The 26,596-nt window shown below is 55.1% G+C and carries 27 protein-coding genes; 14 read left to right on the top strand and 13 right to left on the bottom strand.

Going from position 1 to position 26,596, the window contains the following annotated elements:
• Positions 1 to 43 precede the first annotated feature (43 nt).
• Together CPY64_RS06580 and thiD are read left to right on the top strand one after the other, a co-directional pair.
• Entirely contained in the window at positions 44 to 517 is a 474-nt protein-coding gene (locus CPY64_RS06580) for an NUDIX hydrolase (RefSeq protein ID WP_042479933.1), read from the top strand.
• A complete protein-coding gene (thiD, locus tag CPY64_RS06575) occupies positions 514 to 1,338 on the top strand; it encodes a bifunctional hydroxymethylpyrimidine kinase/phosphomethylpyrimidine kinase (protein WP_042479929.1) in 825 nt (274 codons plus the stop codon). The genes CPY64_RS06580 and thiD overlap by 4 nt, the downstream gene beginning before the upstream one ends.
• A gap of 78 nt (positions 1,339 to 1,416) precedes the next feature.
• On the opposite strand, the gene CPY64_RS06570 is transcribed toward thiD, so the two are convergent.
• Complete coding sequence (locus CPY64_RS06570) at positions 1,417 to 2,634, bottom strand: MFS transporter (RefSeq protein WP_042479927.1); 1,218 nt, start codon at positions 2,632 to 2,634, stop codon at positions 1,417 to 1,419.
• 61 nt (positions 2,635 to 2,695) lie between these two features.
• Between CPY64_RS06570 and CPY64_RS06565 the strand changes: the two genes are divergently transcribed.
• The 5 genes from CPY64_RS06565 (at position 2,696) to CPY64_RS06545 (ending at position 8,184) form a co-directional block, all read left to right on the top strand.
• A complete protein-coding gene (locus tag CPY64_RS06565; RefSeq protein WP_042479924.1) occupies positions 2,696 to 3,694 on the top strand; it encodes an AraC family transcriptional regulator in 999 nt (332 codons plus the stop codon).
• Positions 3,695 to 3,992: 298 nt separating this feature from the next.
• Complete coding sequence (locus tag CPY64_RS06560; RefSeq protein WP_042479922.1) at positions 3,993 to 4,712, top strand: response regulator transcription factor; 720 nt, start codon at positions 3,993 to 3,995, stop codon at positions 4,710 to 4,712.
• Positions 4,705 to 6,063, top strand: coding sequence for a sensor histidine kinase (locus CPY64_RS06555; RefSeq protein WP_042479919.1), 1,359 nt, complete (start codon positions 4,705 to 4,707; stop codon positions 6,061 to 6,063). Before CPY64_RS06560 ends, CPY64_RS06555 begins: the two co-directional genes overlap by 8 nt.
• Before the next feature lie 147 nt (positions 6,064 to 6,210).
• The gene (locus tag CPY64_RS06550; protein ID WP_052362838.1) at positions 6,211 to 6,660 is read left to right on the top strand and encodes a tripartite tricarboxylate transporter TctB family protein; all 450 of its coding nucleotides are present in this window, start codon (positions 6,211 to 6,213) and stop codon (positions 6,658 to 6,660) included.
• A gap of 3 nt (positions 6,661 to 6,663) precedes the next feature.
• Entirely contained in the window at positions 6,664 to 8,184 is a 1,521-nt protein-coding gene (locus CPY64_RS06545) for a tripartite tricarboxylate transporter permease (RefSeq protein WP_042479914.1), read from the top strand.
• Positions 8,185 to 8,349: 165 nt separating this feature from the next.
• Here the strand turns inward: CPY64_RS06545 and hisI are convergent, their stop codons facing one another.
• The 12 genes from hisI to metE form a co-directional block, all read right to left on the bottom strand.
• A complete protein-coding gene (gene hisI, locus CPY64_RS06540; protein ID WP_042479912.1) occupies positions 8,350 to 8,814 on the bottom strand; it encodes a phosphoribosyl-AMP cyclohydrolase in 465 nt (154 codons plus the stop codon).
• Positions 8,815 to 8,854: 40 nt separating this feature from the next.
• On the bottom strand, positions 8,855 to 9,313 hold the full coding sequence (fur, locus tag CPY64_RS06535; protein WP_042479909.1) for a ferric iron uptake transcriptional regulator: 459 nt from the start codon (positions 9,311 to 9,313) through the stop codon (positions 8,855 to 8,857).
• 25 nt (positions 9,314 to 9,338) lie between these two features.
• A complete protein-coding gene (locus tag CPY64_RS06530) occupies positions 9,339 to 10,733 on the bottom strand; it encodes a dihydroorotase (protein ID WP_042479906.1) in 1,395 nt (464 codons plus the stop codon).
• On the bottom strand, positions 10,730 to 11,287 hold the full coding sequence (locus CPY64_RS06525) for a SufE family protein (RefSeq protein ID WP_226791340.1): 558 nt from the start codon (positions 11,285 to 11,287) through the stop codon (positions 10,730 to 10,732). The genes CPY64_RS06530 and CPY64_RS06525 overlap by 4 nt, the downstream gene beginning before the upstream one ends.
• Entirely contained in the window at positions 11,184 to 11,459 is a 276-nt protein-coding gene (yidD, locus tag CPY64_RS06520; RefSeq protein ID WP_080723664.1) for a membrane protein insertion efficiency factor YidD, read from the bottom strand. The genes CPY64_RS06525 and yidD overlap by 104 nt, the downstream gene beginning before the upstream one ends.
• 130 nt (positions 11,460 to 11,589) lie before the next feature.
• Positions 11,590 to 12,531 carry a GTP cyclohydrolase FolE2 gene (gene folE2, locus CPY64_RS06515; RefSeq protein WP_042479896.1) on the bottom strand — a complete coding sequence of 314 codons (942 nt, stop codon included), beginning with the start codon at positions 12,529 to 12,531 and terminating at the stop codon, positions 11,590 to 11,592.
• Positions 12,532 to 12,594: 63 nt separating this feature from the next.
• Complete coding sequence (zigA, locus tag CPY64_RS06510) at positions 12,595 to 13,818, bottom strand: zinc metallochaperone GTPase ZigA (RefSeq protein WP_042479893.1); 1,224 nt, start codon at positions 13,816 to 13,818, stop codon at positions 12,595 to 12,597.
• A gap of 275 nt (positions 13,819 to 14,093) precedes the next feature.
• Positions 14,094 to 15,806, bottom strand: a complete 1,713-nt coding sequence (locus tag CPY64_RS06505; protein ID WP_042479890.1) for an acyl-CoA dehydrogenase family protein — start codon at positions 15,804 to 15,806, stop codon at positions 14,094 to 14,096.
• Between the two features lie 21 nt (positions 15,807 to 15,827).
• The gene (locus CPY64_RS06500) at positions 15,828 to 16,475 is read right to left on the bottom strand and encodes a TetR/AcrR family transcriptional regulator (protein ID WP_042479888.1); all 648 of its coding nucleotides are present in this window, start codon (positions 16,473 to 16,475) and stop codon (positions 15,828 to 15,830) included.
• Between the two features lie 251 nt (positions 16,476 to 16,726).
• Positions 16,727 to 17,755: a methionine synthase gene (locus CPY64_RS06495; protein WP_042479886.1), complete on the bottom strand. Its 1,029-nt coding sequence runs from the start codon at positions 17,753 to 17,755 to the stop codon at positions 16,727 to 16,729.
• Between the two features lie 28 nt (positions 17,756 to 17,783).
• Positions 17,784 to 18,761, bottom strand: coding sequence for a DUF1852 domain-containing protein (locus CPY64_RS06490; protein ID WP_042479884.1), 978 nt, complete (start codon positions 18,759 to 18,761; stop codon positions 17,784 to 17,786).
• Positions 18,762 to 18,999: 238 nt separating this feature from the next.
• Entirely contained in the window at positions 19,000 to 21,291 is a 2,292-nt protein-coding gene (gene metE, locus CPY64_RS06485) for a 5-methyltetrahydropteroyltriglutamate--homocysteine S-methyltransferase (RefSeq protein WP_042479880.1), read from the bottom strand.
• Positions 21,292 to 21,402: 111 nt separating this feature from the next.
• Between metE and CPY64_RS06480 the strand changes: the two genes are divergently transcribed.
• The 7 genes from CPY64_RS06480 to CPY64_RS06450 all read left to right on the top strand — a co-directional run bounded on the left by CPY64_RS06480 (position 21,403) and on the right by CPY64_RS06450 (position 26,555).
• The gene (locus CPY64_RS06480; RefSeq protein ID WP_042479878.1) at positions 21,403 to 22,317 is read left to right on the top strand and encodes a LysR family transcriptional regulator; all 915 of its coding nucleotides are present in this window, start codon (positions 21,403 to 21,405) and stop codon (positions 22,315 to 22,317) included.
• A 193-nt stretch (positions 22,318 to 22,510) separates the two neighbouring features.
• The gene (locus CPY64_RS06475; RefSeq protein ID WP_042479874.1) at positions 22,511 to 23,248 is read left to right on the top strand and encodes an SDR family oxidoreductase; all 738 of its coding nucleotides are present in this window, start codon (positions 22,511 to 22,513) and stop codon (positions 23,246 to 23,248) included.
• A gap of 107 nt (positions 23,249 to 23,355) precedes the next feature.
• On the top strand, positions 23,356 to 23,679 hold the full coding sequence (locus CPY64_RS06470; RefSeq protein WP_042479872.1) for a DMT family transporter: 324 nt from the start codon (positions 23,356 to 23,358) through the stop codon (positions 23,677 to 23,679).
• Entirely contained in the window at positions 23,676 to 24,314 is a 639-nt protein-coding gene (locus tag CPY64_RS06465) for a TetR/AcrR family transcriptional regulator (protein WP_042479870.1), read from the top strand. Before CPY64_RS06470 ends, CPY64_RS06465 begins: the two co-directional genes overlap by 4 nt.
• Before the next feature lie 36 nt (positions 24,315 to 24,350).
• Complete coding sequence (locus CPY64_RS06460; protein ID WP_042479867.1) at positions 24,351 to 25,073, top strand: haloacid dehalogenase type II; 723 nt, start codon at positions 24,351 to 24,353, stop codon at positions 25,071 to 25,073.
• A gap of 412 nt (positions 25,074 to 25,485) precedes the next feature.
• Positions 25,486 to 25,953, top strand: coding sequence for a helix-turn-helix domain-containing protein (locus tag CPY64_RS06455; RefSeq protein WP_042479864.1), 468 nt, complete (start codon positions 25,486 to 25,488; stop codon positions 25,951 to 25,953).
• Positions 25,950 to 26,555 carry a PIN domain-containing protein gene (locus tag CPY64_RS06450; RefSeq protein ID WP_435301247.1) on the top strand — a complete coding sequence of 202 codons (606 nt, stop codon included), beginning with the start codon at positions 25,950 to 25,952 and terminating at the stop codon, positions 26,553 to 26,555. Before CPY64_RS06455 ends, CPY64_RS06450 begins: the two co-directional genes overlap by 4 nt.
• Positions 26,556 to 26,596: the final 41 nt, after the last annotated feature.

The raw sequence follows: 26,596 nt of genomic DNA, 5'->3' as shown, positions 1-26,596 counted from the left end.
CCGCTTGCTGCCGGATGGCTATCCTTGACTAGGAGTTGCTATCTTGTCTTCCGACCACTCTCCCTCCCCCGTCGGCCCGGTTGCCGCCACCCTGGCTGCCGTCATCCATCAAGACCGGATTTTGCTGATACGCCGCGCCAATCGGCCCGATGCCGGGCGCTGGGCCTTTCCGGGCGGCAAGATTCGCGCGGGCGAAACCATCATGGAGGCAGCCCATCGGGAACTGGCCGAAGAAACCAGCGTACAAGGCCAGGCCTTGCAGGTCTTTGATGCATTGGATGTGTTTGACCGCGAGCCCAGCGCCACACCCCTGGCCTATTCACATTTCATCCTGATTGCCGTGCTGTTTCGCTGGCAACAAGGTGAACCGCAGGCAGGCGATGATGCTCTGGACGCGCGCTGGTTCAGCAATGCCGAATTGGACAGCCTGGATGTGGCACACAGCTTTGATGTAGTCCGAGTTGCCCGTCAGGCACTGGCATTGGCTGCCACTCAAGATCAGGCAGGCCGCGCATGATTCCCAATGTATTGAGTATTGCGGGCACAGACCCGACCAGCGGCGCTGGTATTCAAGCTGACCTGAAAGCCATGTACGCCTTGGGCGCATACGGCATGAGCGTGATTACGGCCGTCGTCGCGCAAAACACCCAGGGTGTGCGGCGTTTTGTGGCGCTGGAGCCGGACTTTGTGGCGGACCAGTTGGATGCGGTGTTTGAGGATGTGCGCGTGGATGCCATCAAGATCGGCATGATCGCCACTGCAGGGATTGCGGAAGCAATTGCAGACCGCCTGCACCATCACGGTCTGGACTGCCCGATTGTGCTGGACCCGGTCATGGTCGCCAAAAGCGGGGATCGTTTGCTCAGCCCCGAAGCCGTGTACATCGTGCGCGACAAGCTGCTGCCCATGTGTACCCTGCTTACCCCCAACTTGCCCGAAGCGGGCGATCTGCTGCACAAACCGGAACCCGCCTCGCTGCAAGAGATGCACAGCACCTTAAGCGAACTGTGCTTGCTGGGCCCTGAGTGGGTGCTGCTCAAGGGCGGTCATCTGGATGGCCCGGACAGTGTGGATTTGCTGCAAGGCCAGGGGCAAAGCCATGTTTTTCAGTCGCCTCGCATCCCGACACGCAACACGCATGGCACGGGCTGTTCGCTGTCCTCCGCCATTGCTGCCCTGCTACCGGGCCGCAGCGTGCCGGCTGCGGTAGGCTTGGCCAAGGAATATTTGAATGGCGCTTTGGCCGCGGCTGACCAATTGCAGATCGGCCTGGGGCAAGGTCCGGTCCATCACTTCCATGCTTTGTGGCCAAAGCTGGAACCCCTCAAAACATCTTGAACTCAAAAGCCAGGCCGATTGCAACCTGTGGACCGCAGCACATCAAATCGGCCCGGCTCTCTGGCCCAGGCTCCCCTTTTAATGCGCCCGCTCCCCACTGGGGTAGGCCGGCCAATCCGCTGTAACCCGTAAAGCAATCAAAAGCGCAGCAAACAACATCACGCTCCCACCCGTGAGGAACGCCAGAGGAACTCCGCCCAGGCCGAACATGAAGCCACCCACTCCCGCCCCCGCAGCAATCGAGGACTGCACCGCCGCCACCACCATGCCGCCTGCGACTTCCGCCTGATCGGGCATGGCATTGGCCACCCAATTGGACCAGGCCACTGGCACCCCTCCGAAAGCCAGTCCCCATAACGCCACCAGCCACATCAAACCCATATTGTGCACCGGCAGCCAGACCATGCCCCAGGCCGCCAAACCCACCAAGGCGGGCATCACGACCAAAGTCACCCGCAAGCTGCGTTCCATCAGCCAGCCCGCCAACAAGGTGCCTACGAAATTCGCCAGCCCGAAGCCCAGAAGCATCAACGCCAAGCCATCCATATCAATAGAGGCAAAACCTTCCAGCGCCGGACGAATAAAGGTGAACAAGACAAACTGCCCGCCATGGGCCAGCACACAGGCAAACATACCAATCGCAATACCGGGTCTGCGCAGCAAATCCAGTACCGTTGCGGTGCGTGCATGCTGACGCGGTGCCATGCTGGGCAAGGTCAGCCACTGAAACACCAAGGTCAAAACACCAACCGCCGCTGCCGCCAAGAACGCGCTGCGCCAGCCGAACAGGCCCCCCAGATAACTGCCTAAAGGGACCGAAACCACCGTCCCCACGGCAATCCCACTAAAAATAATCGACAAGGCACGCGGCACTAAGGGGTTCGGCACCAGACGCATGGCAACGGCTGCCGCCATACTCCAAAAGCCGCCCAAGGCAATCCCCAGCAGGACCCGCATCAATAGCAACACTGTCAGGCTGGAGGACACCGCCACCAGCAAGTTCGATGCAATCATCAGCAGCGTAAAACCAAGCAACACATTACGCCGGTCAAAACGACGGGTCAGCGCTGGAACCAGCAGGCCCGAAAACAAAGCGACCACCGCCGTTACTGTGACGGCCTGCCCTGCCAAACCTTCCGACACACCCAAATCCACGGCCATCGGTGTCAGCAAGCTGGCTGGCAAATACTCCGCCGTCAACAAACCAAACACACCCATGGCCAATGAAAATACAGCCACCCAGGCAGGTTCCATGACCGGGGCCCGCAAACTGGCATTACACACATCACGACTCATCGCTACTTCCCTGGAGAAACAAAAACAGCCCCCAGTCTAGAGATCAGAAACCGGATGATCTATGATGATCAGTCTTGAAAATTTGATCGAAACGCCGAACATGACCGAGCACGAACAATTCGCCCTGTCCTCCGACCTGATCAGTGAACTGCTGACCGGCATGCGCTTGCGTGGGGTGCAATACCGCCGGATTCAAACTGGGCCTCATTTTGGGCTGGGTTTTGAAGAACGACCCGGTCATGCCTACTTTCACTTTCTGGCCGTAGGCACGGCGTTTCTGCGTACCCGAGATGGCACGCTGCACGAGCTCTCGGCAGGCAGTACGGTGTTTCTACCGCAAGGTGAAAGCCATCAAATCCTGTCCAAAGAAGAAGCCTCGTTTCAAGACATAGACAGCTTCGAGGCCGCTCCGCTGGGTCAGGCCGTCAGCGGTGTCAGCACGTGCCCTAGTTCCTACCCCACCCCTAGCGCAATTTTGTTCTACGGTTGCATGGAGTTTGATCTGGGCGGCATGCACGGTCTGGGCAAACTCATGCCCAGCGCCATGATTGCCAATACCGGGGCGCAATACTACCCCGGCCTGCTGCCCATTCTGGATTCCATGAAAGGGGAAATCTGCGCGGGCCGGATTGGCTATGCCGGCATCATGGCTCGCTTGGCCGAAGTGGCCGCCGCCATGATTGTGCGCGGCTGGATTGAGTCCGGTTGCGGCAATGCCTCTGGCCTGGTCGCTGCCCTGCGCGATCCACGCCTGGCACGTTCCATCCTGGCCCTGCACCGCCAGCCTGGTTATGAATGGACAGTGGCAGAGTTGGCCGCCCAATCTCACTTATCTCGCTCCGTCTTTGCCCAACGCTTTCAGGCTACCTTGGGCATGTCTCCGCTGCGCTACGCCACAGAATTACGTATGGGCCTGGCCAGCCAATGGCTCAGTCAGGAAAAACTGCCTATTGAAACGATTGCCCAGCGTTTGGGCTATACCTCGCAGGCGGCGTTCAGTCGGGCCTACAAGCGTCTGAAAGGACAGGCTCCCGGTGCCAGTCGGAAATCCAGAAGCTAATCCCCCTGCATCCCGGACAGACGCTTTAGCCTGCTGACTGGCATCCGGGACAATTTCCGGCGCTGTTCCGGATTTTCAGCCCGACAGCCCCGGAATTTTTACTAGAATAATGTGCTGACTAATTACTCCTATAATTCAGAGCACAAAACGGATTTAACAGGATGAAGCAATTTTTATATTTCCTGACATCAAACATTACCGTTTTGTCATGTTCGCCTCATAGTCGGCATCAGCCTTTTTGATCAATCCATTTCTTTAATGGATGAATCCGCCAGTTTATAAAGCTCCGGGAAGCCAAATGTGGAATTGTTTACTGATTGAAGATGACCGGGAAAACGCCCGGTATTTAGTGAATGGCTTATCCGAGCTGGGTTATTCGGTGGTGACCAGTCATGATGGCGTTTCCGGTTTGGAAAATGCCATGAAAGATGTATGGGATGTGATTATTCTGGATCGCATGTTACCCAATAATGTTGATGGTCTTTCCATTCTTTTTACCTTGCGATCTTTAGGTAAAAAAGTTCCTGTTCTGGTATTAAGCGCCTTATCCGGCGTAGACGATAAAGTAGATGGTTTAAAAGCCGGTGGCGATGATTATTTAATCAAGCCCTTTTCCTTTCAGGAATTGGCCGCCCGCTTGCATGCCCTGATACGCCGCAGCAGTGACAGTGCGGAAATCAAGAATTTGCAGGTGGATGATCTGGTCATGAATATCCGCAACCAGAAAATCTCCCGTGGGGACGAGGTGCTGGAGTTGCAACCACGCGAAATCAAGCTGCTGTCCTACCTGCTGATGAATAGCCACAAGATCGTTACCCGCACCATGCTGCTGGAAGTGGTCTGGGGCTATAACTTTGACCCGCAATCCAATGTGATTGATGTGCTGGTCAGCCGTTTGCGGCGCAAAGTGGACAAGGAAGGCGCGACGCCCCTGATCCATACCGTGCGTGGCCGTGGCTATGTACTGAGCGACAAGGACAGCATCGACGGATTCAAGCTAAAGCGCTGCGATGATTGAATTCATCAAACGCCTGTGGGAGTCCACCTCCTTCCGGCTGACCCTGAACTACAGCATCCTGGCCATCTTCACCACGCTGTTTTTAATCGGCTTTTTCTATGTTCAGGTGTTTGGGGCCTTGCGCGACGAGCACCTGCGGCAGATTAACGTCGCCGTGCAGCGGCTTAGTATTGCCTACGAAGTGGGCGGGCGCGAAGAGATCCTGCGCATGATCGAGCTGACCCTGTCAGACCGGATTGATTCGGGCCAGGAAATCTATCTGCTGCTGGATGAATTCAACCACACCCTGGTGGGCAATATCAGCGAAATTCCCGGTCTGGACAATCTGCCCGAACGACAAGTGGTGGAAGTGCAGATCAAGCATATCGACGCCCTGTCCGAAGGCAATGTCCGCGTCACCAAGCTGTCTGGCGGCGAAACCCTGGTGGTCGGCCACGAGCTGGGCACCTTGATCGAGCTGCGTGCCATGCTCAGCCGCATCATCGTCACCTCCATGATTCTGGCCTTGATGCTGGTGATTCTGGGGGCCTATGTATTCAGCAATGAGCTGAAATACCGCGTGGGCCGCATCCGCTTGCTGACCGAACAAGTGGGCGCGGGCGACATTTCCAAGCGCATCACCTCCGAGAGCGAGGACGTTTTCGGCCTGATCCACCACGACATCAACCGCATGCTGGACAAGATCGAGAGCCTGATGCAAGGCGCACGGCACATCTCCGATACCGTGGCCCACAATATCCGCACTCCACTAACCCGCATCGTTGGCAAGTTGCGCGAGACCCAGAACCTGCCCGGCGTCCCGCCCCATGTCCGGGAGGCACAGCAAGACGCGATTGAAGAAGTAGAAAACCTGAGTGTCCTGCTGGGCAAGTTGTTGCAAATTGCCGAACTGAATGCCGGTGTGCAAAGACAGAACTTCAAGGCGTGCAATCTGGAAGTGATTGCCGAGGACGTGCTGGACCTGTACAGCTTTTTCGCCGAAGAAAAAGGCGTCACGCTGCAGAAAAAGAAAATCGACAAAGTCATTATTAATGGTGACAGCAATTTATTAGCCAGCGCTTTAGCCAATCTGGTAGATAACGCTGTTAAATACGCTCGCTCCCATACCAGTGTTGAAATAAAAAAACGCTTTGATAATAAAATCGCCATCATTGTGGAAGATGACGGCCCCGGATTACCGGAAAGCGAATACGAAAATGTGGGCAAGTATTTTTATCGATTCAATAATGATAGCGAGGGTTTTGGATTGGGATTAACCAGCGTTGCCGCCATTATTGAATTACACCGGGGCGAGCTGATTTTCTCCAAAGGGGCATCCGGCTTGAAAGTCACCATTGTGCTGCCTGTTTAATCCTTACCAGCCCATTAAAACATGACCAAAAGGTAATGAAACTGTCACCCTAAGCAATCTCCTGCTCCGCTAAGCTAGCCTCATTTTTAATCGCTCTTTTTCAGGGTTTATAAAAATCATGCTTGCTTTAAGGGAATGAGGAGATTCATGAGCAGACAAAAATATTATTCAGCCGGCCTGATGGTGGGGGTGGGCGTATTTACCGTCCTGATGGGACAGAAATACTCCCTGGGCACCATGGCCCGCATGGGACCGGGCTACTTCCCGTTTTTGCTGGGCATCGTGATGATTGTGCTGGGCGCTCTGTACCTGTTTGTAGAGACCGCCGCGCACGACGATGAGCAGGAGGAGGACTACGGCCCGCCGCAGTGGCGTGGCTGGCTGGCGATTGTGAGCGGCATCATCGCCTTCATTATTTTGGGTCGCTACGGCGGACTGATTCCCGCCACCCTTGCCCTGGTGTTCATCTCTGCCATGGGCGACAAAGAACATTCCTGGCTCACTGCCCTGCTGCTGTCCATTTTTGTGACGCTGCTGGGTGTGGTTATTTTCTCCTGGGGGCTGGAGCTGCAATTCCCCCTGTTCACTTGGGGCTAAGCTATGGAAATTCTATCTAACCTGATGCACGGCTTTAGCGTTGCCTTTCAACTGGACAACCTGATGTGGGCCGTGTTTGGCGTGTTCATGGGGAACCTGATCGGGGTGCTGCCCGGCATGGGTGTGCTGGCAGCCATCTCCATCCTGCTGCCCCTGACCTACGCCATGACTCCTACCGCCGCCCTGATCATGCTGGCCGGCATTTACTACGGCTCGCAGTACGGCGGCGGCATTACCTCCATCATGTTGAACCTGCCCGGAACCGCCTCGCACGCGGTGGCGTGTCTGGACGGCAACCCCATGGCTCGTAACGGCAAGGCCGGGTCGGCCCTGTTCATGTTGATGTTGTCCTCCTTTTTTGGCGCCACCATCGGCATTCTGGCCATGATTCTGTTCTCGCCCGCTTTGGTCGATATCGCCTTCAAGTTCGGCCCAGCTGAATACTTTTCCATGATGATGCTGGGCCTGCTGGCTGGTGCCACCCTGGCCAAAGGTTCTGCCATCAAGGGCGTGGCCATGGTCGTCATGGGCTTGATCTTTGGTGTGGTCGGTACAGACGTGAACAGTGGTGTCTCGCGCTTTGACTTCAATATCCCGGAACTGCAGGACGGCTTGCAGATTGTGGCGCTGGCCATGGGGCTGTTCGGTATTGCGGACTTCCTGAAGAACATCAACCGGATCAATAGCGGCCACACCAAGGCCATTGGTAAAGTTTCCACCCGCTCCCTGCGTCCGGAAAAAGGCGATATCAAACAATCCAAAGGCGCTCTGGTGCGCGGTACTGCCATTGGTGCAGCTTTCGGGATTCTGCCCGGCACAGGCCCGACCATTGCGTCTTTCATTGCCTACGCCACGGAAAAGAAAGTCGCCAAGAACCCCGAGCGCTTTGGACGCGGTGCGATTGAAGGGATTGCAGCTCCCGAAGCCGCTACCAGTGCCTCTACCCAAACCAGCTTCATTCCTACCCTGAGCCTGGGCATTCCCGGCGACCCGGTCATGGCCTTGATGCTGGGCGCGCTGATCATTCACGGCATCCAGCCCGGCCCGCAAATGGTGGTCGAGCACGCCGATATGTTCTGGGGCCTGATCGCCAGTTTCTGGGTGGGAAATATCCTGCTGCTGGTGCTGAACCTGCCCTTGATCGGCATGTGGGTGCGCCTGCTGTCCGTGCCCTTCAAGTACCTGTACCCCGCCGCCCTGTTCTTTGTGTGCGTGGGTGTCTATAGCACCAACAACAACCTGTTCGATGTGAACATCGTGCTGCTGTTTGGTGTGCTGGGTTACTTCTTCATGCGACTGCGCTTTGAAGCGGCTCCCTTGCTGCTGGGCTTTGTCCTGGGGCCGATGGTAGAAGAAAACTTCCGCCGTGCCCTGCTGCTGTCACGTGGTGATCCGATGATCTTCCTGGAGCGCCCGATCAGCATGGTCTTTATCATTGCGTGCATCTTGCTGATTCTGGGGCTGAGCTACTCATTCTGGCGCTCGAACAGTCAGAAAAAGCTGGGGGCCTTGGCCAAGGCCTAACAAAAGTGTACTGGTTCGTTCAGGTACTAATTTGAACGCTGCACCCAGCTGAAAACAAGAAAAGACGCCGAGCAGAAATGCTCGGCTTTTTAGCGCTTTCCTATAAAACCCCGGTGTTCTCAGGCCAAGCCAGAACTCATCGATCCTCACACGCAGTAACAAGCGCTAAAGCACAGTAGGATTGGGCACATCCCCATACACTTCTTGGGGATCAAAGGTCTTGGCGGACTCCACAAAGACCAGATTCTGATCCTTGCTATGTTCAGCACCAACCGGCACTTGTCTGTAGAAACAGGAGTAATAGCCCACGTGGCAACTGGCCCCGGAACCGGCTACCCGCACACGTAGCCACACGGCGTCCTGGTCGTCGTCGATACGCATTTCCTCTACCGTCTGCACCAGTCCACTGCTGGCACCTTTATGCCAGAGCATTTGACGCGAGCGGCTCCAGTAATGGGCTTCACCTGTCTGTATGGTTTTTTCCAGGGCTTCCCGGTTCATGTAACCCAGCATCAAGACCTCGCCATTATTAGCGTCTGTCGTGATGCAGGCAATCAGGCCATGCTCGTCAAACTTGGGGGCCAGTTCGTGACCCTCTTCCACTTGCTCTACCGAAATTCGGCGGCTCATTTGTACTGCCGTATTTTCAGCAGACCTGGTGTCTTGTCCTTTAGTCTTCACGTTTCTTCCTTGTCATCATGGGTTCCGGGCGATATTCGCAGTCGGGTTTCAGGCAACGGCCATACAGCACATGGCTATGTTCCAGAATCTGAAAACCCCGTTCTTGAGCAATCGCTTTCTGTCGCTGCTCGATAGCCTTGTCATGAAATTCCTGCACACGCCCGCAGTCCGTGCAGATCAGGTGATCATGGTGCTCGCCATCATCCAGCTCATAGAGCGCTCGGCCGGATTCGAAATAAACCTGCTTTAACAAGCCTGCCTGTTGCAATTGAGTCAGCACACGGTAGACAGTCGCCAGGCCAATCTCGCTGCCTTGTCGGATCAATTGGCGATACACATCGTCCGCCGTCAAATGACGAATGCCGGGGGCCTGAAAAATCTCAAGAATCTGGATACGGGCGGTGGTCACCTTCAAGCCACGCTCTTTAAGCTCTTTTGAATCCGTCATGACGCACTCCTTGCTGAATTGGCGGCTAAGGGACTTCCAGAAAACGCAGCGGCCTGCCTTGCGCCTGCCCTTCCAAGGCTTCATCAAGAACAACACAATGGCCACGAACAATGGTGTGAATCGGCCAGCCCACAACCGGTATGCCGTCGTAGGGAGACCATCCGCTAACGCTGGCAATCCAGTCATTGCGGATACGGCGGCGTGCCTTCAAATCCACGATGCTGAAATCCGCATCAAAGCCCACAGCAATGCGTCCCTTGCCTTCCAGACCAAAAATCCGGGCAGGCCCGGCACTGGTCAAATCCACCAGCCGTTGCAGGCTTAAACGGCCTGCATGGACATGGTTCAACATCACGGGCAGCAAGGTTTGCACGCCAGTCATGCCGCTGGGTGAAGCGGGATAGACCTGGGATTTTTCCAGCAAGGTATGGGGCGCATGATCGCTGCCGATAACATCCACCACACCCGAGCGGATCGCCTGCCATAGCGCGTCCTGATGGGCTTGCTCGCGCACCGGCGGATTCATTTGCGCCAGACTGCCCAGACGCTCGCAGCATTCCGGGGCTTGCAGGCTTAAATGATGCGGGGTCACTTCTACTGTCACGCGGTGTTTGTGTGTGGCCAGAAACTGCATTTCCTCTGCGGTAGACACATGCAGCACATGCAAACAGCGATTCACCTCTGCTGCCAGACGAACAATGCGTTGGGTGGCCTTCAAGGCACTTTCCACATCACGCCAAACGGGGTGTTGGCGCACGTCACCACTATCCAGAGCGATATGTTTGCGTTCACGCAGCCTGGCCTCGTCCTCCGCATGCACCGCCATTCGTCTGTGGCCATGACGCAAGATGCGGCGCAGGACTTCGTCCTCATCCGCTAATAGGTCTCCAAAGGAACTGCCCATAAAGACCTTGATGCCTGCACAACCTGGGAGCTGCTCCAGTTCCTGCAAAGACTCGGCATTCAAGGCCGAGCCACCGATATAAAAGGCGTGATCACACCAGCTGCGGCCTTGGGCGGCATCCAGCTTGGCTTGCAAATCGGCAGCTCCCAAGGTCAAGGGATGGGTGTTGGGCATCTCGAAAACCGCAGTCACCCCGCCCAGGACCGCGCCCCGTGTACCCGCTTCCAGATTCTCCTTATGCTCCAGCCCTGGCTCTCTGAAATGCACCTGGCTGTCGATCACCCCTGGCAATACGTGCAACCCCGTAAGGTCCAGCACACAGTCTGCACTCCAGCCGGGCCGCAAATCACCAAGAGCCATAATCCGGCCTTGTACACAGGCGATGTCGATGCGCTCGGCACCGTTAGGTGTGAGCACCGTGCCGCCACAGAGCAGCAAATCGGCATGACGCAAATCATGCTGCTTGGTCGTCTCTGCGGTTCGGGAGGTAGGAACCTTCGGGGTTTCTGGCGTCATGGTTTTGCCTTTGCAACTTCCGCATCCAGAGCGTCTTGTGCCGTCAAACGAATCCGCTCCATCATGTGAAACAGGCCATTGGCGCGATTCGGTGACAAGTGCTGCTCCAGTTCAATTGCCCGTAAAAAGTCGGGGGGATGGGAGATGATTTCTTCAGGCAGACGCCCCGAATACACCTTCATCAATAAAGCCAACAAGCCCGTGACAATGGCGGAATCACTACGAGCCTGAAAAAACAACCTGTGATCACGCAATTCAGCGACCATCCAGACCTGTGCCTGACAGCCGTGCAAGCGGTTCGCCTCCGTACGCCATTTGTCCGGGAAGTCCGGCAAGGAGCGTCCCAGATCAATCAGATATTCGTAGCGCGCCATCCAGTTACCCAGGCACTGGAAGCTGTCCACAATGGATTGCTGGACTTGGGCTATGGGCTCTTCTGGTGCTGCTTCCTTATCCACGGCCGTCTCCTGAATGCTTGGGTGTGTGACTGCCCTGATCGCCAAGAGCCGGAACAGGGTCGTGCCCGCCCGGATGCCAGGGGTGGCAACGGACAATACGCCGTGCGGCCAGCCAGGTTCCTTTAAAGAGGCCATGCGTTCGCAAAGCCTGAATCGCATACTGAGAACAAGTCGGATAAAAACGGCAGCGTGGCCCCAGCAATGGGCTGATAAAAAGTTGGTAGCCGCGAACCAGCAGGACCAGGACAGAGACAAGAAAGGCTTTCATCGCCGCTCCGAAAGACGGGAGCGAAGCATCAGGTCAGACGGGCTGATCGTGATCTTGCTGGCCTGCTCCAGCAGCAAGGAAGTTTGATGTTGCCGCTGTGTGTGGCAAGGATCAGTAAGGGCTAAAACACTCATAGCACCACGCCTTCCTTAAGCCCTGAAAGGGACATCTCCGCTGACAAAGGAGTCTTGAACGCCACCGCGTCATGGGGATGCAGGCTCTCCAAATGGCGGACCTGAATACCAGGGTTCTGATAGCCCACCAAGGCCGCTTCTATACGACGCGCTGCGTCCTCCACAAACATCAGGTTCTGGCCATTCAAGGCCGCAAAGGCCTGTTCGTCAGCCCGTTTGACGGCGGTTTGCAAGGGGGTTGCCAGTGCCTTTTCAACACGATCAATCAAGGCTAAAAACCCAAAATTCTCGCTATCCTCCGCTACGTCAACCTGAACCAGAGCCTGACTGCGCTGGCTATGCGCAGTGGCCAGACTGGCATGCTTGTGCAGCCAGGCCGCTACCTCATCAGCATGCAAGACAGGCTGCTTTCCAAAGGCCTGCATAAAGCCCTGTTCAATCAACTGCCGAGCTAGCGCAGCCGAACAAGGACAGGTCGACGAATAGCCAATCTGAACCTGCACCTTGCACACAAACATACCGTCTAAAAGTCTGGCTTCCAGCACGACGGGATAGGACTTCCAGCCTGCCAGATTCTGCGTCACCAAGGCAGGCCGTCGCACCAGTAAATCAAAGCTGAAACCCAAGCGCGCACAGCACGTACCGCAGTCCTCCTGGCTCTCCACCATGCTTTGTAAAAGACGCCGCAGCCTCAACGGTGACAAGGCTTGCTCTGGTGGCACGTCATTCAGCAAGCGGTACAGCCTGGACATGTGTATCCCTTTCACATGCGCCAGCGGCAAATCAACCTGGGCATCCACACGCGCATGAGGTTGGCGCATATAACCCGGTTCGACCACGGTAATGGGTAAATCGATTCCTTCCATACCTACCCAGGACAGCGGAGTCAGGCCATAGCTGGAATCGTTCAAAGCCGGGTCGGGAAGTACAACAGTCATACTCAACATCCAATCAAAAGGTCTTGCTCAAGCCAGCAGGAGCTTGGCAAGACCTCAATTCCATCAAGGCCAGTCTGAAAACGGATTCGTCCATGTTGTCCAGGTGCTGGGGCCGCTGGCCATTTCTTCATCGCTTAACAGGCAGGCATCGAAACGGGCGCGCAATGCGGCCTCATCCATATCCATGCCAATCAGAACCAGCTCCTGACGCGCGTCCCCAACCCGCTCATCCCATTTTTCCTTGATCAGGGCTACCGCTTCGGGGTCTTCCGGCCAACGCTCGGGCGGCATGGAAGCCCACCAGTAACCCGCCACGTGATAACGAGCCACCGCGCCAGCCTGTGACCAAGAACCCGCCAGAGTCGGGAAGTTCGCCAACCAGAAAAACCCTTTGGAGCGCACCACGCCCGGCCATTCGCTTTCAACCAATTCCAGAAAACGCTGTGGATGGAATGGACGGCGGGCGCGGTAAACAAAGTTGCCTATGCCGTACTCCTCCGTTTCCGGGGTGTGCGTGCCGCGCAACTCCTGCAACCAGCCGGGGGCTCTGGAGGCTTCTTCAAAATCAAACAAGCCGGTGTTGAGTACGCGCTCCAAGGGCACCTTGCCAAACTCGGCCGTCTCAATACGAGCGCGAGGATTCAGACTGTTCAGAATCGCCATCAGGCGTTCACGCTCTGGTTCACTGATCAAATCAATCTTGTTCAGAACCAGCACATCACAGAACTCGATCTGCTCAATCAGCAAGTCCACAACGGTACGCGCGTCTTCTTCACCCAGGGATTCGCCACGGGACTGAATGCTGTCTTGCGAACTGTAGTCGCGCAGAAAATTAAAGGCATCCACCACCGTAACCATGGTGTCCAAGCGGGCGACTTCACCCAGGCAACGGCCATCCTCGCCTTCAAAGGTAAAGGTTTCAGCCACGGGCAGTGGCTCTGAAATACCGGTGGATTCAATCACCAGCTGATCAAACCGCCCTTCCTTGGCCAGACGGTCGACCTCCAGCAGCAAGTCCTCTCGCAAGGTGCAGCAAATACAGCCGTTGCTCATTTCCACCAGCTTTTCATCCGTGCGCGATAGCTCGGCACCGCCATCACGAACCAGAGCGGCATCTATATTGACCTCACTCATATCGTTCACGATGACGGCGACGCGGCGACCTTCGCGATTGTTCAGAATGTGGTTCAACAAAGTCGTCTTGCCCGCCCCCAGAAAACCGGACAAAACCGTTACGGGAATGCGGGCCGCGGGATCGACCGGCGTGTTATCGGGGTTCATCGTCATTTCTCTTCATCCTTGAGCATCAATGGGCAGTTCCTTGCGCAGGATTCTCGCCAATTTTGAGATGTTATAACATAACAATAATTAGCCAAGAAAAAACCCTCTTGCAAGGAGGGCTGGAAGACTAGAACGGACAACCTGATTCTCCCAGTCCAACGCGGGAATCAGGTGTCAGGTGGCCGCCTCGCCTGCAAAGCCACCCGGTTCAAGCAACAAGGGCTATCCAAGACTTGATCCAGATAGCCCCCGCTCACTCCAGACTGTGCAAACAGCAAAGATCAATCTGTGACCATCGCCCTGCGCATGATTTTCTGCGCGACTGAGGAGGACGTTGCCATTCCCAAGGTGCCGTAATGCGCTCCCCAAGACCCCACATCCCCGCCGCTGCGCGTACTTAAAAAGACATCCACCACCTCTTGAGAGCTATAGCGCAGCAGCTCCGCCGCCTGCAAGACGCGGGCGACGGCTTCGGTCATGGGGCGGGCCAGGAACTCGTCCTCGATCGCCGCTCTCACCAGACGCTCGGTGTGCTGCACCAACGCATCGAAGCGCTTGTCCTGCCCGGCCAAGGGTTTGAGTTCATTGAAAACCGCCTCCACCGTGCGCGGATCCCTGATCATGGCGCGCCGCACATCCATGCACATCATATTGGCCGTCCCTTCCCAAACACTGTTCAAGGGGGCCTCTCGATACACACGAGCCATGGGGTTTTCTTCGATAAAACCATTACCGCCATGACACTGCAAAGCCTCGTTCGCAATAGAGGGCGCGCGCGAGCAATTGAAGTATTTAGCCGCAGGCGTGGCCACCCGAGCCAACAGCCTTTCATGTTCACTGCTTTGCATCAGATCAGTGGCCTTGGCGACTCGCAAGGACATCAAGGTTGCCGCTTCCACTTCTACTGCCATATCCGCCAGCACATTGCTCATCATGGGCCGGTCAGCAATCGAGGTTCCAAAAGCCTTGCGTGATGTGGTGTGACGCAGAGCCAAAGTCAATGCCTGCCGCATCAAACCTGCGGAACCAATCGCAAAATCCAGACGCGTCAAATGCGAGTGCGACAGGATTTCCCGAATACCGCGCCCTTCCTCCCCCACCCGAATCGCCAGCGTGCCGGCATATTCCACTTCGCTGGACGCGTTGGAACGATTGCCCGCCTTGTCCTTCAGACGTTGCACAAAAAAGCGGTTATAGCGGCCGTCCGGCAAGGTACGGGGCAAAAAGAAACACGTGACACCGCCATTGACTTTAGCCAGTGTAAAAAAGCCATCGGACTGCGGCACCGAACAGAACCACTTATGCCCCGTCAGCTCATACCACTGCGCCGTTGCACCGTGATAATCCGCGCTATGGGAGAAGCGCGCGGTCGTCTGCGTCTCGCGCAGATCTGAGCCCCCCTGCTTTTCGGTCATCGCATAACCAATCACCACCGAGGGCTTGTCCCCCACTTCGCGACGACTGTATTCATAGCGTGTCCCTTTGAGCTTGTCTGCCCAGATCGCCAAAGCAGGCTCAGCCTCGAAACCGGCATAAGCCGCATAAGCCATGCCGGTCGGGCAGCCCGTACCGTGCTCCACCTGATTCCACAGATAGGACAAGACGGCGCGGGCGAAGTGGCCGTTTTTCTCTTGGGTACGCCAGCTTAAATTGGGCACCTCGTGCTGCCAGGCCAGACCCATCAACTCATGCCAGCTGGGGTGAAACTCCAGCCAATCAATCCGATTGCCGAAGCGATCATGCGTTTTAAGCTCTGGGATATGGCGGTTCGCCAAACGGGCCAGTTCCTGCACAGTCTCATCACCGGCCACCGCCCCCAAGGCCTGGCAACGCGATGCGGCCCAAGGGGCCTCACGGTTGATGGCATCACGTAAAACCTGATCGCCCGTAAAAGCATTGAAACCACTGGCGGGCAAAGCCTGATTCAAAACCTGATGCGTGCTGTAACGGTCCTCGGGCGCATTCAAAATGCTGGGGGAAAGCGGCTGGTTCATATTTGTCTCCGAACTGTTTTTCTAAGGCGTGGCAGAAGGGACTGCCACACTGGCGCACGCCATCTGGGCAATCTGGTCAGCCAGCGCGGCCACTTGGCGCTGGTAACTGTCCGTGCCATCGTGCTGCTGACGGCTTAAAGGAGAAAGCGGGCCAATCAGCCCTTCCATGAAACCGCCCACAATGACGGTAGCCGCAATATCGGGCTGCACATCCTGGCGCATTTCCTGAGCGTCCTGACCTGTGGAAACAAGGGAGTGGATGACCTGGCTGATCGCGGCGCGATACACCAGACGGGCCGCATCGATTTCCTTATCGCAAGGCTCGGCAATCAAGGCATAAGCCAAGCGAGGATTACGCATGGCACGTTTCACAAAAGTGGAGACAGCGGCATGCAAGCGCAGCATGGAAGAACCATCCGCCTGCGCAATGTCCGTGAGCACATCCACCTCACGCTGGGACACCAGCGACAGGACTTCCGCGAACAGCTCGGCCTTGGAGGGGAAGTAACGATAGACCGTCCCGGTGGCAATACCGGCTGCGGCCGCCACACTGGCTACCTGCGCTTCCTGCCAGCCACCTTCACTGACCAAAACGCGAGCAGCTTCCAGAATACGGCTGCGATTGTCTTGCAGACGGGCTTCAACGGCGGGGGTTTGACGATAGGCCATAAAGAAGTGAACTCTGATTCATTACATGAGTGAATCCTAGTTCATTTCTTTGTGATGGACAAGAATTTCTTTACCCAGAGCTGTCAGAAGACTCACCTATTGGGCTTGCAGGCTGCTTGGGAGCATCTGTTATGTGAAGCGACCAAATAAGCAACCCCAATAAAACTGCCCCCAGCAACGGCGATGGCGAAGCCATCAATACTGTTTGCTGGGGGCAGTCTGAACTCGCTAACGTGCAGGCATCAAGCCTATCAGGCCGACAGTTCCTTACGAACGATTTCAGCACCGGCGCTCAGGGCGTGCAGCTTGCCGCGAGCCACGGCGCGTGGCAAAGGTGCCATACCGCAGTTGGTGGAGGGGTACAGCTTGTCAGCGTCCACAAACTTCAGCGCCTTGCGCAGTGTGTTGGCCACTTCGTCAGCGGTTTCAATCACGTTGGTGGCCACGTCAATGGCGCCAACCATCACTTTCTTGCCACGGATCAGTTCGATCAAATCCATGGGAACGTGAGAGTTCTGGCACTCCAGGGAAATGATGTCGATCTTGGATTGCTGCAGCTTCGGGAAGGACTCTTCGTACTGACGCCATTCCGAGCCAAGAGTCTTTTTCCAGTCGGTGTTGGCCTTGATGCCGTAGCCGTAGCAAATGTGCACGGCAGTTTCGCACTTCAGACCTTCGATGGCACGTTCCAGAGTAGCAATACCCCAGTCGTTCACTTCGTCAAAGAACACGTTGAAAGCGGGCTCGTCAAACTGGATGATATCCACGCCGGCGGCTTCCAGCTCTTTGGCTTCCTGGTTCAGGATCTTGGCAAATTCCCAAGCCAGTTTTTCACGGCTCTTGTAGTGGTTGTCGTACAGCGTATCGATCATGGTCATGGGGCCAGGCAGCGCCCATTTGATCGGCTGCGAAGTTTGCTGACGCAAGAATTTGGCATCATCCACAAACACGGATTTGGGACGCGTCACGGCCCCCACAACGGTTGGCACGCTGGCATCGTAACGGTCACGAATACGCACGGTCTCGCGCTTTTCAAAATCGACACCTTCCAGATGCTCGATAAAGGTCGTGACAAAGTGCTGGCGGGTTTGTTCGCCGTCGCTAATCAGGTCAATACCGGCATGCAATTGTTCTTGCAAGGACAAGCGCAGTGCATCTTTCTTGCCTTCGACCAGGTCCTCACCTTCCAGTCTCCAGGGCGACCAAAGTTTCTCGGGTTCAGCAAGCCAGGAGGGTTTAGGCAAACTGCCAGCGGTGGAGGTGGGTAGCAATTTTTTCATAATAAATAACCTTGTTGTTTTTGATGAATCAAAGCGCGTAACTGGCTGCCCATTGATCAAGAATAACTTTGTATGGCTTGATAAAACTTTCTTCAGTAAACCGGCCCTGCTCAACCGCCAGACGGCTACGTTCTTCACGATCGTAGACAATTTGCGTAACCGAATGATCCGCATTTTTCAGGCTGGGCTGATAGCGCATTCCTGCTGCCGAGTTGGCATTGTAAATCTCGGGTCGATAGATTTTCTGGAATGTCTCCATCGTGCTGATGGTACTGATTAATTCCAGATTCGTGTAGTCACTGAGCAAATCGCCACGGAAATAAAAAGCCAAAGGCGCCACGCTATTTGGGGGCATGAAATAACGAACCTGCAGACCCATTTTTGCGAAGTACTCATCGGTCGGCGAAAACTCATTTTGCTGGTATTCAACGCCCAATACGGGATGCTGATTACCTGTACGGTGGTAGACCTTGCTGCTGGACACGCTCAGGCAAATCACGGGGGATTTGTTGAAGTTTTCCTGATACAGCGTGGAGTTCACGAAAGCCTTGAACAACTTGCCATGCAAGTCACCAAAGCCTTCCGGAGCGCTGAAACCATTTTTGTTCTTGTTGTGCTCCAGCAGAACCACGCTGAAATCGTAATCACGCACATACGAAGAGAAGTTGTTGCCCACAATCCCTTCAATACGCTTGTTTTCCTTGTGGTCAACGATATTGGTTTTCAGGATTTCGATGGTAGGGAATGTAGAGCCATTGCCTTCAACATCAATATCAACTGACATAATATCCAGTTCAACCGAGTAACGATCCCCATTCGGGTTGTCCCAATGGGCCAGATTGTTGAAGCGATTGTCGATCATCTTCAGGGTATTGCGCAGGTTTTGCTGACGGCTTTCACCACGGGCCAAGTTGGCAAAATTGGTGGTGATGCGTGTGTTGTCGGATGGACGGTAGTTTTCATCAAAACGGATGCTTTTGATGCTGAACGCGAATTCTTTGTTCATTTTTATGTATGCCCTAATTTCTGATTTCAATCTCGAATTTATTTTCAGCCCAGCCACTGATCTGGAAAAATAAATTCATCTTATTTATGTATATGTTGCACTGTTTGTCGGATCTGCTTCGGGGGCTGTACTGCTTGCTCTCTTCTTCCTGGTGAAGCCAGAAAACAGTGTTGAATCGCCCTCAAAAAAAGTCCCGGCATTTGGCCGGGACCTTCCGCCAAACTCACTCCTGATCGGATCAGGTACTTGCCCGCAATGCTTTCGCTGCGGCCACCATATTGGTCAAAGCTGGAATCACCTCAGCCCATTGGCGTGTCTTCAGACCGCAGTCGGGGTTCACCCACAGACGTTCTGCTGGCACGCGCTCGGCGGCTTTCTTCATCAAATTCACAATGTGCTGCTCGGTCGGAATATTGGGCGAGTGAATGTCGTACACGCCAGGGCCGATCTCGTTGGGGTACTGGAAGTTTTCGAAGGCTTCCAGCAACTCCATGTCCGAACGGCTGGTTTCAATGGTGATCACGTCCGCATCCATATCAGCGATGGAGGAAATGATGTCGTTGAATTCCGAGTAGCACATGTGTGTGTGGATTTGCGTCTCGTCACCCACGCCGTTGGCGGTGATGCGGAAGCTTTCCACGGCCCAGTCCAGGTAGCTTTGCCATTGCGATTTACGCAGTGGCAAGCCTTCACGCAAGGCGGCTTCGTCGATCTGAATCACATGCACACCGGCCTTTTCCAGATCCAGCACTTCTTCGCGAATGGCCAGCGCCAGTTGCAGGCAAGAAGCCGAACGAGGCTGATCATCACGCACAAAGGACCAGTTCAAAATCGTCACAGGGCCGGTCAACATGCCCTTCATGGGTTTTTGGGTCAGGGACTGGGCGTAGGTGATCCACTCCACCGTCATGGCTTGAGGACGGCTGATGTCACCAAACAGGATGGGTGGTTTAACGCAGCGCGAACCGTAAGACTGCACCCAACCGAATTGGCTGAATGCGTAACCGTCCAGCTGTTCACCAAAGTATTCGACCATGTCGTTGCGCTCGGCTTCGCCGTGCACCAACACGTCCAGACCCAGTTTTTCCTGCTCACGTACGCTGCGCTCAATCTCGGCACGCATGGCGGCCTGGTAGCTGTTTTCGTCCAGACGACCGGCCTTGAACTCGCTACGAGCACGGCGAATTTCTACCGTTTGCGGGAAAGAACCAATCGTCGTGGTGGGGAATGCGGGCAACTTCAGGAATTCAGCTTGCTTGGAGGCACGCTGTGCGTAAACGCTCTTGCGCTTGCCCAGCTCGGCCGAAATACGAGCCACCGCTGCTTTCACCGCAGGATTGTTCACCCGGGGCGAGTTGCGACGGGCAGTCAAAGCGGCCAGGTTCTCGGCCAGCTCTGCCTTGACGGCATCACGACCTTGGCTCAAGGCTTTGCCCAATACCCGCAGTTCATCCAGCTTTTGCAAGGCAAACGCCAACCAGGACTTCACATCAGCATCCAGCTTTTGTTCGCTGTCCAGATCAACCGGCACGTGCAGCAGCGAGCAGGAAGGAGCAATCCACAAACGGTCACCCAATTGCTTGGCGATGGGCTCAACCCAGTCCAGCACGGCGGTCAAATCTGTTTTCCAGATATTGCGACCATTGATCACGCCCAGGGACAAGACCTTCTCATCACCCAAAAGCTTGAGCAGTGCATCCACGCCATCACGATCATTGATGGCATCCACATGCAAACCGGCGACAGGCAAGCTGGCGGCCAAAGCGGCATTTTCCAGCAGTTGACCAAAGTAAGTCGCGACCAGCAACTTCACGCCAGCAGCCTTCAGTTGCTGATAAGCGGTTTTGAACGCTTGCTGCCAATCGGCATCCAGTTCGGTAACCAGAATAGGCTCATCAATCTGCACCCACTCCACGCCTGCTTTGGCCAGCGTATCCAGCAATTGGACATACACAGGCAGCAAGCGATCCAGCAGGGCCAGCTTGTTGGATTCGTCCTTGGCCTTGCCCAGTGCCAGATAAGTCACGGGACCAATAATCACAGGCTTGGCTTTCACGCCTTGCGCCTTGGCTTCAGCCAACTGCTCCAGCAAACGCGAGGCGTCCAGCTTGAACTGGGTGTCAGCCGTAAATTCGGGGACGATGTAGTGATAGTTGGTGTCGAACCATTTGGTCATTTCACCAGCAGCCACACCACCGCAGCAGGCGCTGTGATCTTCCAGACCTTTGGCCGAACGACCGCGTGCTACGCGGAAGTAGTTATCCAGCTCATCACCATGAAAGCCCTGCACACGCTCGGGCAAGTTGCCCAGCAAGAAGCTGGCATCCAGCACCTGATCGTAAAAAGAAAAATCACCCACGGGCACCAGGTCCAGACCGGCCTGGTTCTCCCAGTGACGCTGGCGCAGTTGAGCACCCAGCATCTTGAGTTCGTCACGCGAAGATTCGCCCTTCCAGTAAGACTCCAAGGCGAACTTCAGTTCCCGTTTGGCGCCAATGCGCGGAAAGCCAAGATTATGAATCGTCGTCATGTGCTGCTCTCAATAGGCCAGTGGATTAAAGAATGACTTGCATTGTAGGAAGCCGTATCAATGAAGTAAAATGGTCTTATCTCACCAATCCATGAATATCATTCACGTATCATGTTAGAGCGCATCCATCTGGCCGTCGTCCAGCAAGTTGACAAGCAAGGGTCCCTGACCGCCGCTGCTGCCGTGCTGCACGTTACTCAATCCGCCCTTAGCCACACCATGCGAAAACTGGAGCAGCAACTGGGCACAGAAATCTGGCGTCGCGAAGGCCGTAGCCTGCAACTGACTCAAGCCGGGCAGTATCTACTGGCTGTCGCCAACCGCGTCCTGCCGCAGCTGGATCTGGCCGAAGAGCGCTTGGGCCAGTTCGCTCAAGGCGAGCGAGGCTCGCTACGTATCGGCATGGAGTGCCACCCCTGCTATCAATGGCTGCTGAAGATCGTCTCGCCGTATCTCAGCGCCTGGCCAGACGTGGATGTGGATGTGAAGCAGAAATTCCAGTTCGGCGGCATTGGCGCGCTGTTTGGCTATGAAATTGATCTGCTGGTTACCCCAGACCCGCTTTACAAGCCAGGCCTGAAGTTCGAGCCCGTGTTCGATTACGAGCAGGTGCTGGTGGTCAATAAAGCTCACGCGCTGGCCAAGGTGGACTATGCCAAACCCAAAGACCTGGACCGGGAAGTGCTGATTTCCTATCCGGTGGACATAGACAGGCTGGATATCTACAACCAGTTTCTGCTGCCCGCCGGCATCGCCCCCCGACGCCACAAGGCGATTGAGACAACAGACATCATGATGCAGATGGTGGCTAGTGGACGTGGAGTAGCCGCGCTGCCGCGATGGCTGGTGGAAGAATATGCAGAGAAGCTGGATGTGGTGCCAGTCAAGTTAGGCAAGCACGGGATCGCCAAGCAGATCTTCCTGGGGATGAGGGAGACGGAGGCGGTGATTGACTATCTGCAGGCGTTTATGGAGCTGGCTCGAGCGCCCGCACAGGCTTTTCCCGCAGGCCAGAGCAAGACGTAGAAAAACCGCCAAGCTTGCATCACACCTCCCCCAGATGCTCGCGAATAACAGCAGATGAAAGTCGTTCTCCTGAAGAGCCAGGCCAGAAACATTACTTGCAGAACCTTATTTAAACGATCAGTACAAAATCCTTGCCAAACCAAACGAATGGATTTATATTTTTTAAACCGATCGGTACAAAAAAGGATAAGCAATGCAATTTCATGGCAAAGTCGCCCTCGTAACCGGAGGATCTCGCGGCATTGGTGCTGCAATTGTTCAACGCCTCGCCCAAGAGGGGGCCAACGTTGCTTTCACATACTCTGCATCGGATCAGGCCGCCAAAGTTTTGACCAACAAACTGAACGGCCAAACTGGCCGGGTTCTGAGCCTCAAAGCAGATAGCCGCGACCCGCATGCGGTACGCGAGGCGGTAAATCAGACAGTCCAGGAACTAGGACGGCTGGATATACTCGTCAATAGCGCGGGAGTGTTTTATGCCGGTGCCATTGAAGGCGCCACGCTCCAGGAAATCGACGACACCTTGGCCATCCACGTAAGAGCCGTATTTGTCGCCTCTCAGGCCGCGCTTGCATACATGGGCTCAGGTGGACGCATCATCTCCATCGGTTCTTGTTTCGCACAACGGGTACCCTATGGCGGCGTAACGCTCTACGCCATGAGCAAATCTGCCCTTATAGGTTTTACCAAGGGCTTGGCGCGGGAGGTCGGCGAACGCGGTATCACCGTCAATATCGTTGACCCCGGCTCGACCGACACAGACATGAACCCCGCTAATGGACCCGCAGTTCAGGCAGAGCTGGAATTAATGGCCGTCAAACGATATGCACACCCGCAGGAGATTGCGGCCGCCGTCGCCTATCTTGCACAAGCCCAGAGCCAATTCATCACCGGAGCCTCCCTGGCCGTAGACGGTGGTTTCACCGCTTAACGCTTATTCGTGTGTATCGCTTGGAGCATTGCCCTGCTCCATCGCATGTTGCAACGACAGCCCGATAGCAGGCTCAAGTTCAAGCTGTGTCGTATAAAGGAATAAAAATGCTCAAGGCTTGGGGATTATTAGTCGTTGCTGGCATGCTGGAAATAATCTGGGCTTTAGCTTTGAAACAAGCCGATGGCTTCACCAAGCTCTGGCCTGGCCTGATCGGCATCGTTGTTGCCATGACAAGCCTCATCTTGCTGGGACTGTCGCTCAAGCATCTGCCTGTGGGGACTGCCTATGCAATCTGGGTAAGTATCGGCGTATTGGGGGTTGCCGTTGTCGGCATATTGTTTTTTGGCGAGCAGGTGACAGCCATCAAACTTCTCTTTTTAGCCTTGATCATCATCGGGACAGCAGGTTTACGGATCATCGAAGAATGAGTGCAGATAAAATAGAAAAAAACGCTGAGCAGCGAACTCTGGGCCGTCCTCGACGCTTTGACAGGGACTCCGCTCTTCTGGCCGCCATGCGCGTTTTTTGGGCACAAGGCTACGAGGGCACTTCAATCCAGGACCTTGTCGCTGCCATGGGCGTCAGTAAACCAAGTCTGTATGCGACATTCGGCTGCAAGGAAGCGCTCTTTCAAGAAGCAGTCCAGTTGTACGATCGTCTTGAGGGTCGAGCTACCACTGAAAGCCTTGCAAATGCCAAAACAGCCCGCGACGCTGTCAGGGCAATGCTCGAGGCCAATGCCCATGCCTATTCGACTACAGAAGGCCCCCGAGGCTGCATGATTGTCTTGTCGGCCCTGCTCGGCACCCCTGACAATCAGCCTGTCCGTGCTTTTCTGGCCCAGAACCGCTTGGAGGGCGAGCGGGCTTTGCAAAAACGACTCGCCCGTGGGGTGACAGACGGAGACCTCTCGCCGTCCGCCGATATCGCCCAATTAGCAGCCTTCTACACGACCGTTCTGGAAGGCTTGTCCATCCAGGCTCGAGACGGAGCCTCCCCAGAAAAGCTCAAGAGCATCATTGAGGCGGCGATGCAGGCCTGGCCAGCCGACTCAAAGCCTTGAGTCAGACATTTAGCGCAGAAAAATGGAGACTACTAGATGAAGAATGTTGACGTATTGTTCTTTGACATTTTGGGTACGGTTGTCGATTGGCGAGGCAGCATTACGGATAAAGTTGAAGCATTCCTGAAGCGTCACGACATAAGCCATATTGACGCAAGAGCTCTTACCGACACATGGGTCGGACACTATGACCGTGCTATTGACCCGATCCGTAAAGGTCAACGCAGCTTCACCTCTCTGGACACTATCAATAGGGAGAATCTGGAAACCTGCCTGGCACAATTCAATCTCCCCCCTTCCCAGTTTGATCACGAAGAGCTGAATATACTCAGTCACGCTTGGCATACCTTAGACCCTTGGCCCGATGCAGTGGAAGGCATCACCCGATTAAAAGAACACTACATCGTTGCGCCCTTATCGGATGGACATACCCGGCTGCTGATCAATATGGCCAAACATGCACACCTGCCATGGGACATGATTTTTGGTGCTGATATGTCCCAGTCCTACAAGCCCAGCCCTCGGGCCTATCTCCATGCCTGCGAACTGCTCAACATCTCACCTCAACGGGCCATGCTAGTCGCCGCTCACGACTACGACTTGGAAGGTGCACGTTCGTGCGGGCTAAAAACAGCTTTCGTCCCGCGCGAACACGGGGCTAATCCGTCGAAAGAAACTGACGCACCACTACCAGATCAATGGGATTACAAAGCCGGGAATCTGCTCGAATTGGCAGCGCTTCTGAACAAAATAAGGTGACAGTCACAAGATTTTAAGAAGCTTTTGAAAACACACAAAAAAGCCCGCGTTATCGCGGGCTTTCGACTTCCTATGCCATTAGATGTCTGGGTGTGCCAGACGCGGGATCACTCCCACTCAGTTATCAACAGTGTGAAAAATCCTTTTTAAATCAGAGCATTGAAAGAGACGTATCCGCCAATGCCACGAAAAACACCATGGCAAACCAATCAGCCCGCGCATCAGTGACTCAAACACGCTGCGGTGTCGATCTGACTTCTCCAGACGTAATTGAGTCAAAAGAACTTGTTTCACGTCGCAGGGCAACAGCGATCCGGCTTCATCATCACCCAGCACCATTTCGTTTATTGGGTTTGTCGTTTATTTCGAATAAGCTAGATCCTAAAATTGCTTCACAGCGCAGGAACTAGCCATGACCACTATCACCTCAACCAAGATGACGCTGCCCGCCGAACGGGAGGCTCAGGCAGCTATGCAAGGTCATCGCGCCTTGGCGGCCTACCTGGCAACGAGCTTCGAAACACAACACATCCAGATCTTCGATGAACGGAACCAGGCCCATCAGGTGGAGTTGCCTACCTCCGCGCTGCGTTTGCTCGTCGATATCCTGGCCGAGTTGGCCGATGGCAATGCCGTAAAAGTCGTTCCCATCCATGCGGAGCTGACGACCCAGGAAGCCGCAGACATGATCAACATCTCTCGCCCTCACTTGGTCAAGCTATTGGAGGACGGTGTCCTGCCATTCCATCGAACGGGGAAACACCGCCGAGTGCGGTTCGCGGACCTGATGCAGTACAAGGATGCGCGTGACCGAGCTAACGAGGAGACCATGACCGAACTCGCCCGCCAAGCTCAGGAATCAGGTATGGGGTACGAATGAGGCACTCCCCGTTCACTGCCATCTTTGACGCCTGCGTTCTCTATCCCGCACATCTGCGCGACTTTCTAATGTGGCTAGGGTTGTCGGGACGGTTTCGTGCCCGCTGGAGTCACGACATTCATGAGGAGTGGGAACACCATTTACTACTCAACAGGCCCGATCTAACAGGTGCGCAACTGGATCGCACTTCAGACCTGATGGATCGCGCTATATCCGATGGGTTGGTGGATGGGGATGAAGAGCTCGTTGCGGGACTCATACTACCCGATCCCGAAGACCGCCATGTCCTGGCTGTGGCCATCCGCTGCGGTGCCAGTGTGATCGTGACTTTCAATCAACGGGATTTTCCTGCGGACGTGCTCGCTTCCTACGGAGTAGAGTCTCAACATCCCGACGAATTTGTGGAGAATCTATTCGATCTTGATGCCGCAGCGGTGGTAGCCGCCGCGCAACGCCAGCGAGCACAACTCAAGAATCCACCTATCGATGTCGACCAATCTGGAGATCCTATTCCGGCAAGGACTAGTTCAGATGATCAAAAACTTAACGACCTATCGCTCCATTCTCTAATCGAGCACCATTCTGAACAGCAGTATCACTGAAGCAACGCGAGCTTTGATGCTGTGCTTAGTAGCCAGCGGAG

It is taken from the genome of Alcaligenes faecalis (genome assembly GCF_002443155.1).
GTDB lineage: Bacteria > Pseudomonadota > Gammaproteobacteria > Burkholderiales > Burkholderiaceae_B > Alcaligenes > Alcaligenes faecalis.
Note: the sequence above shows the minus strand (reverse complement) of the source record. Positions and strands in the feature narration are given on the sequence as shown.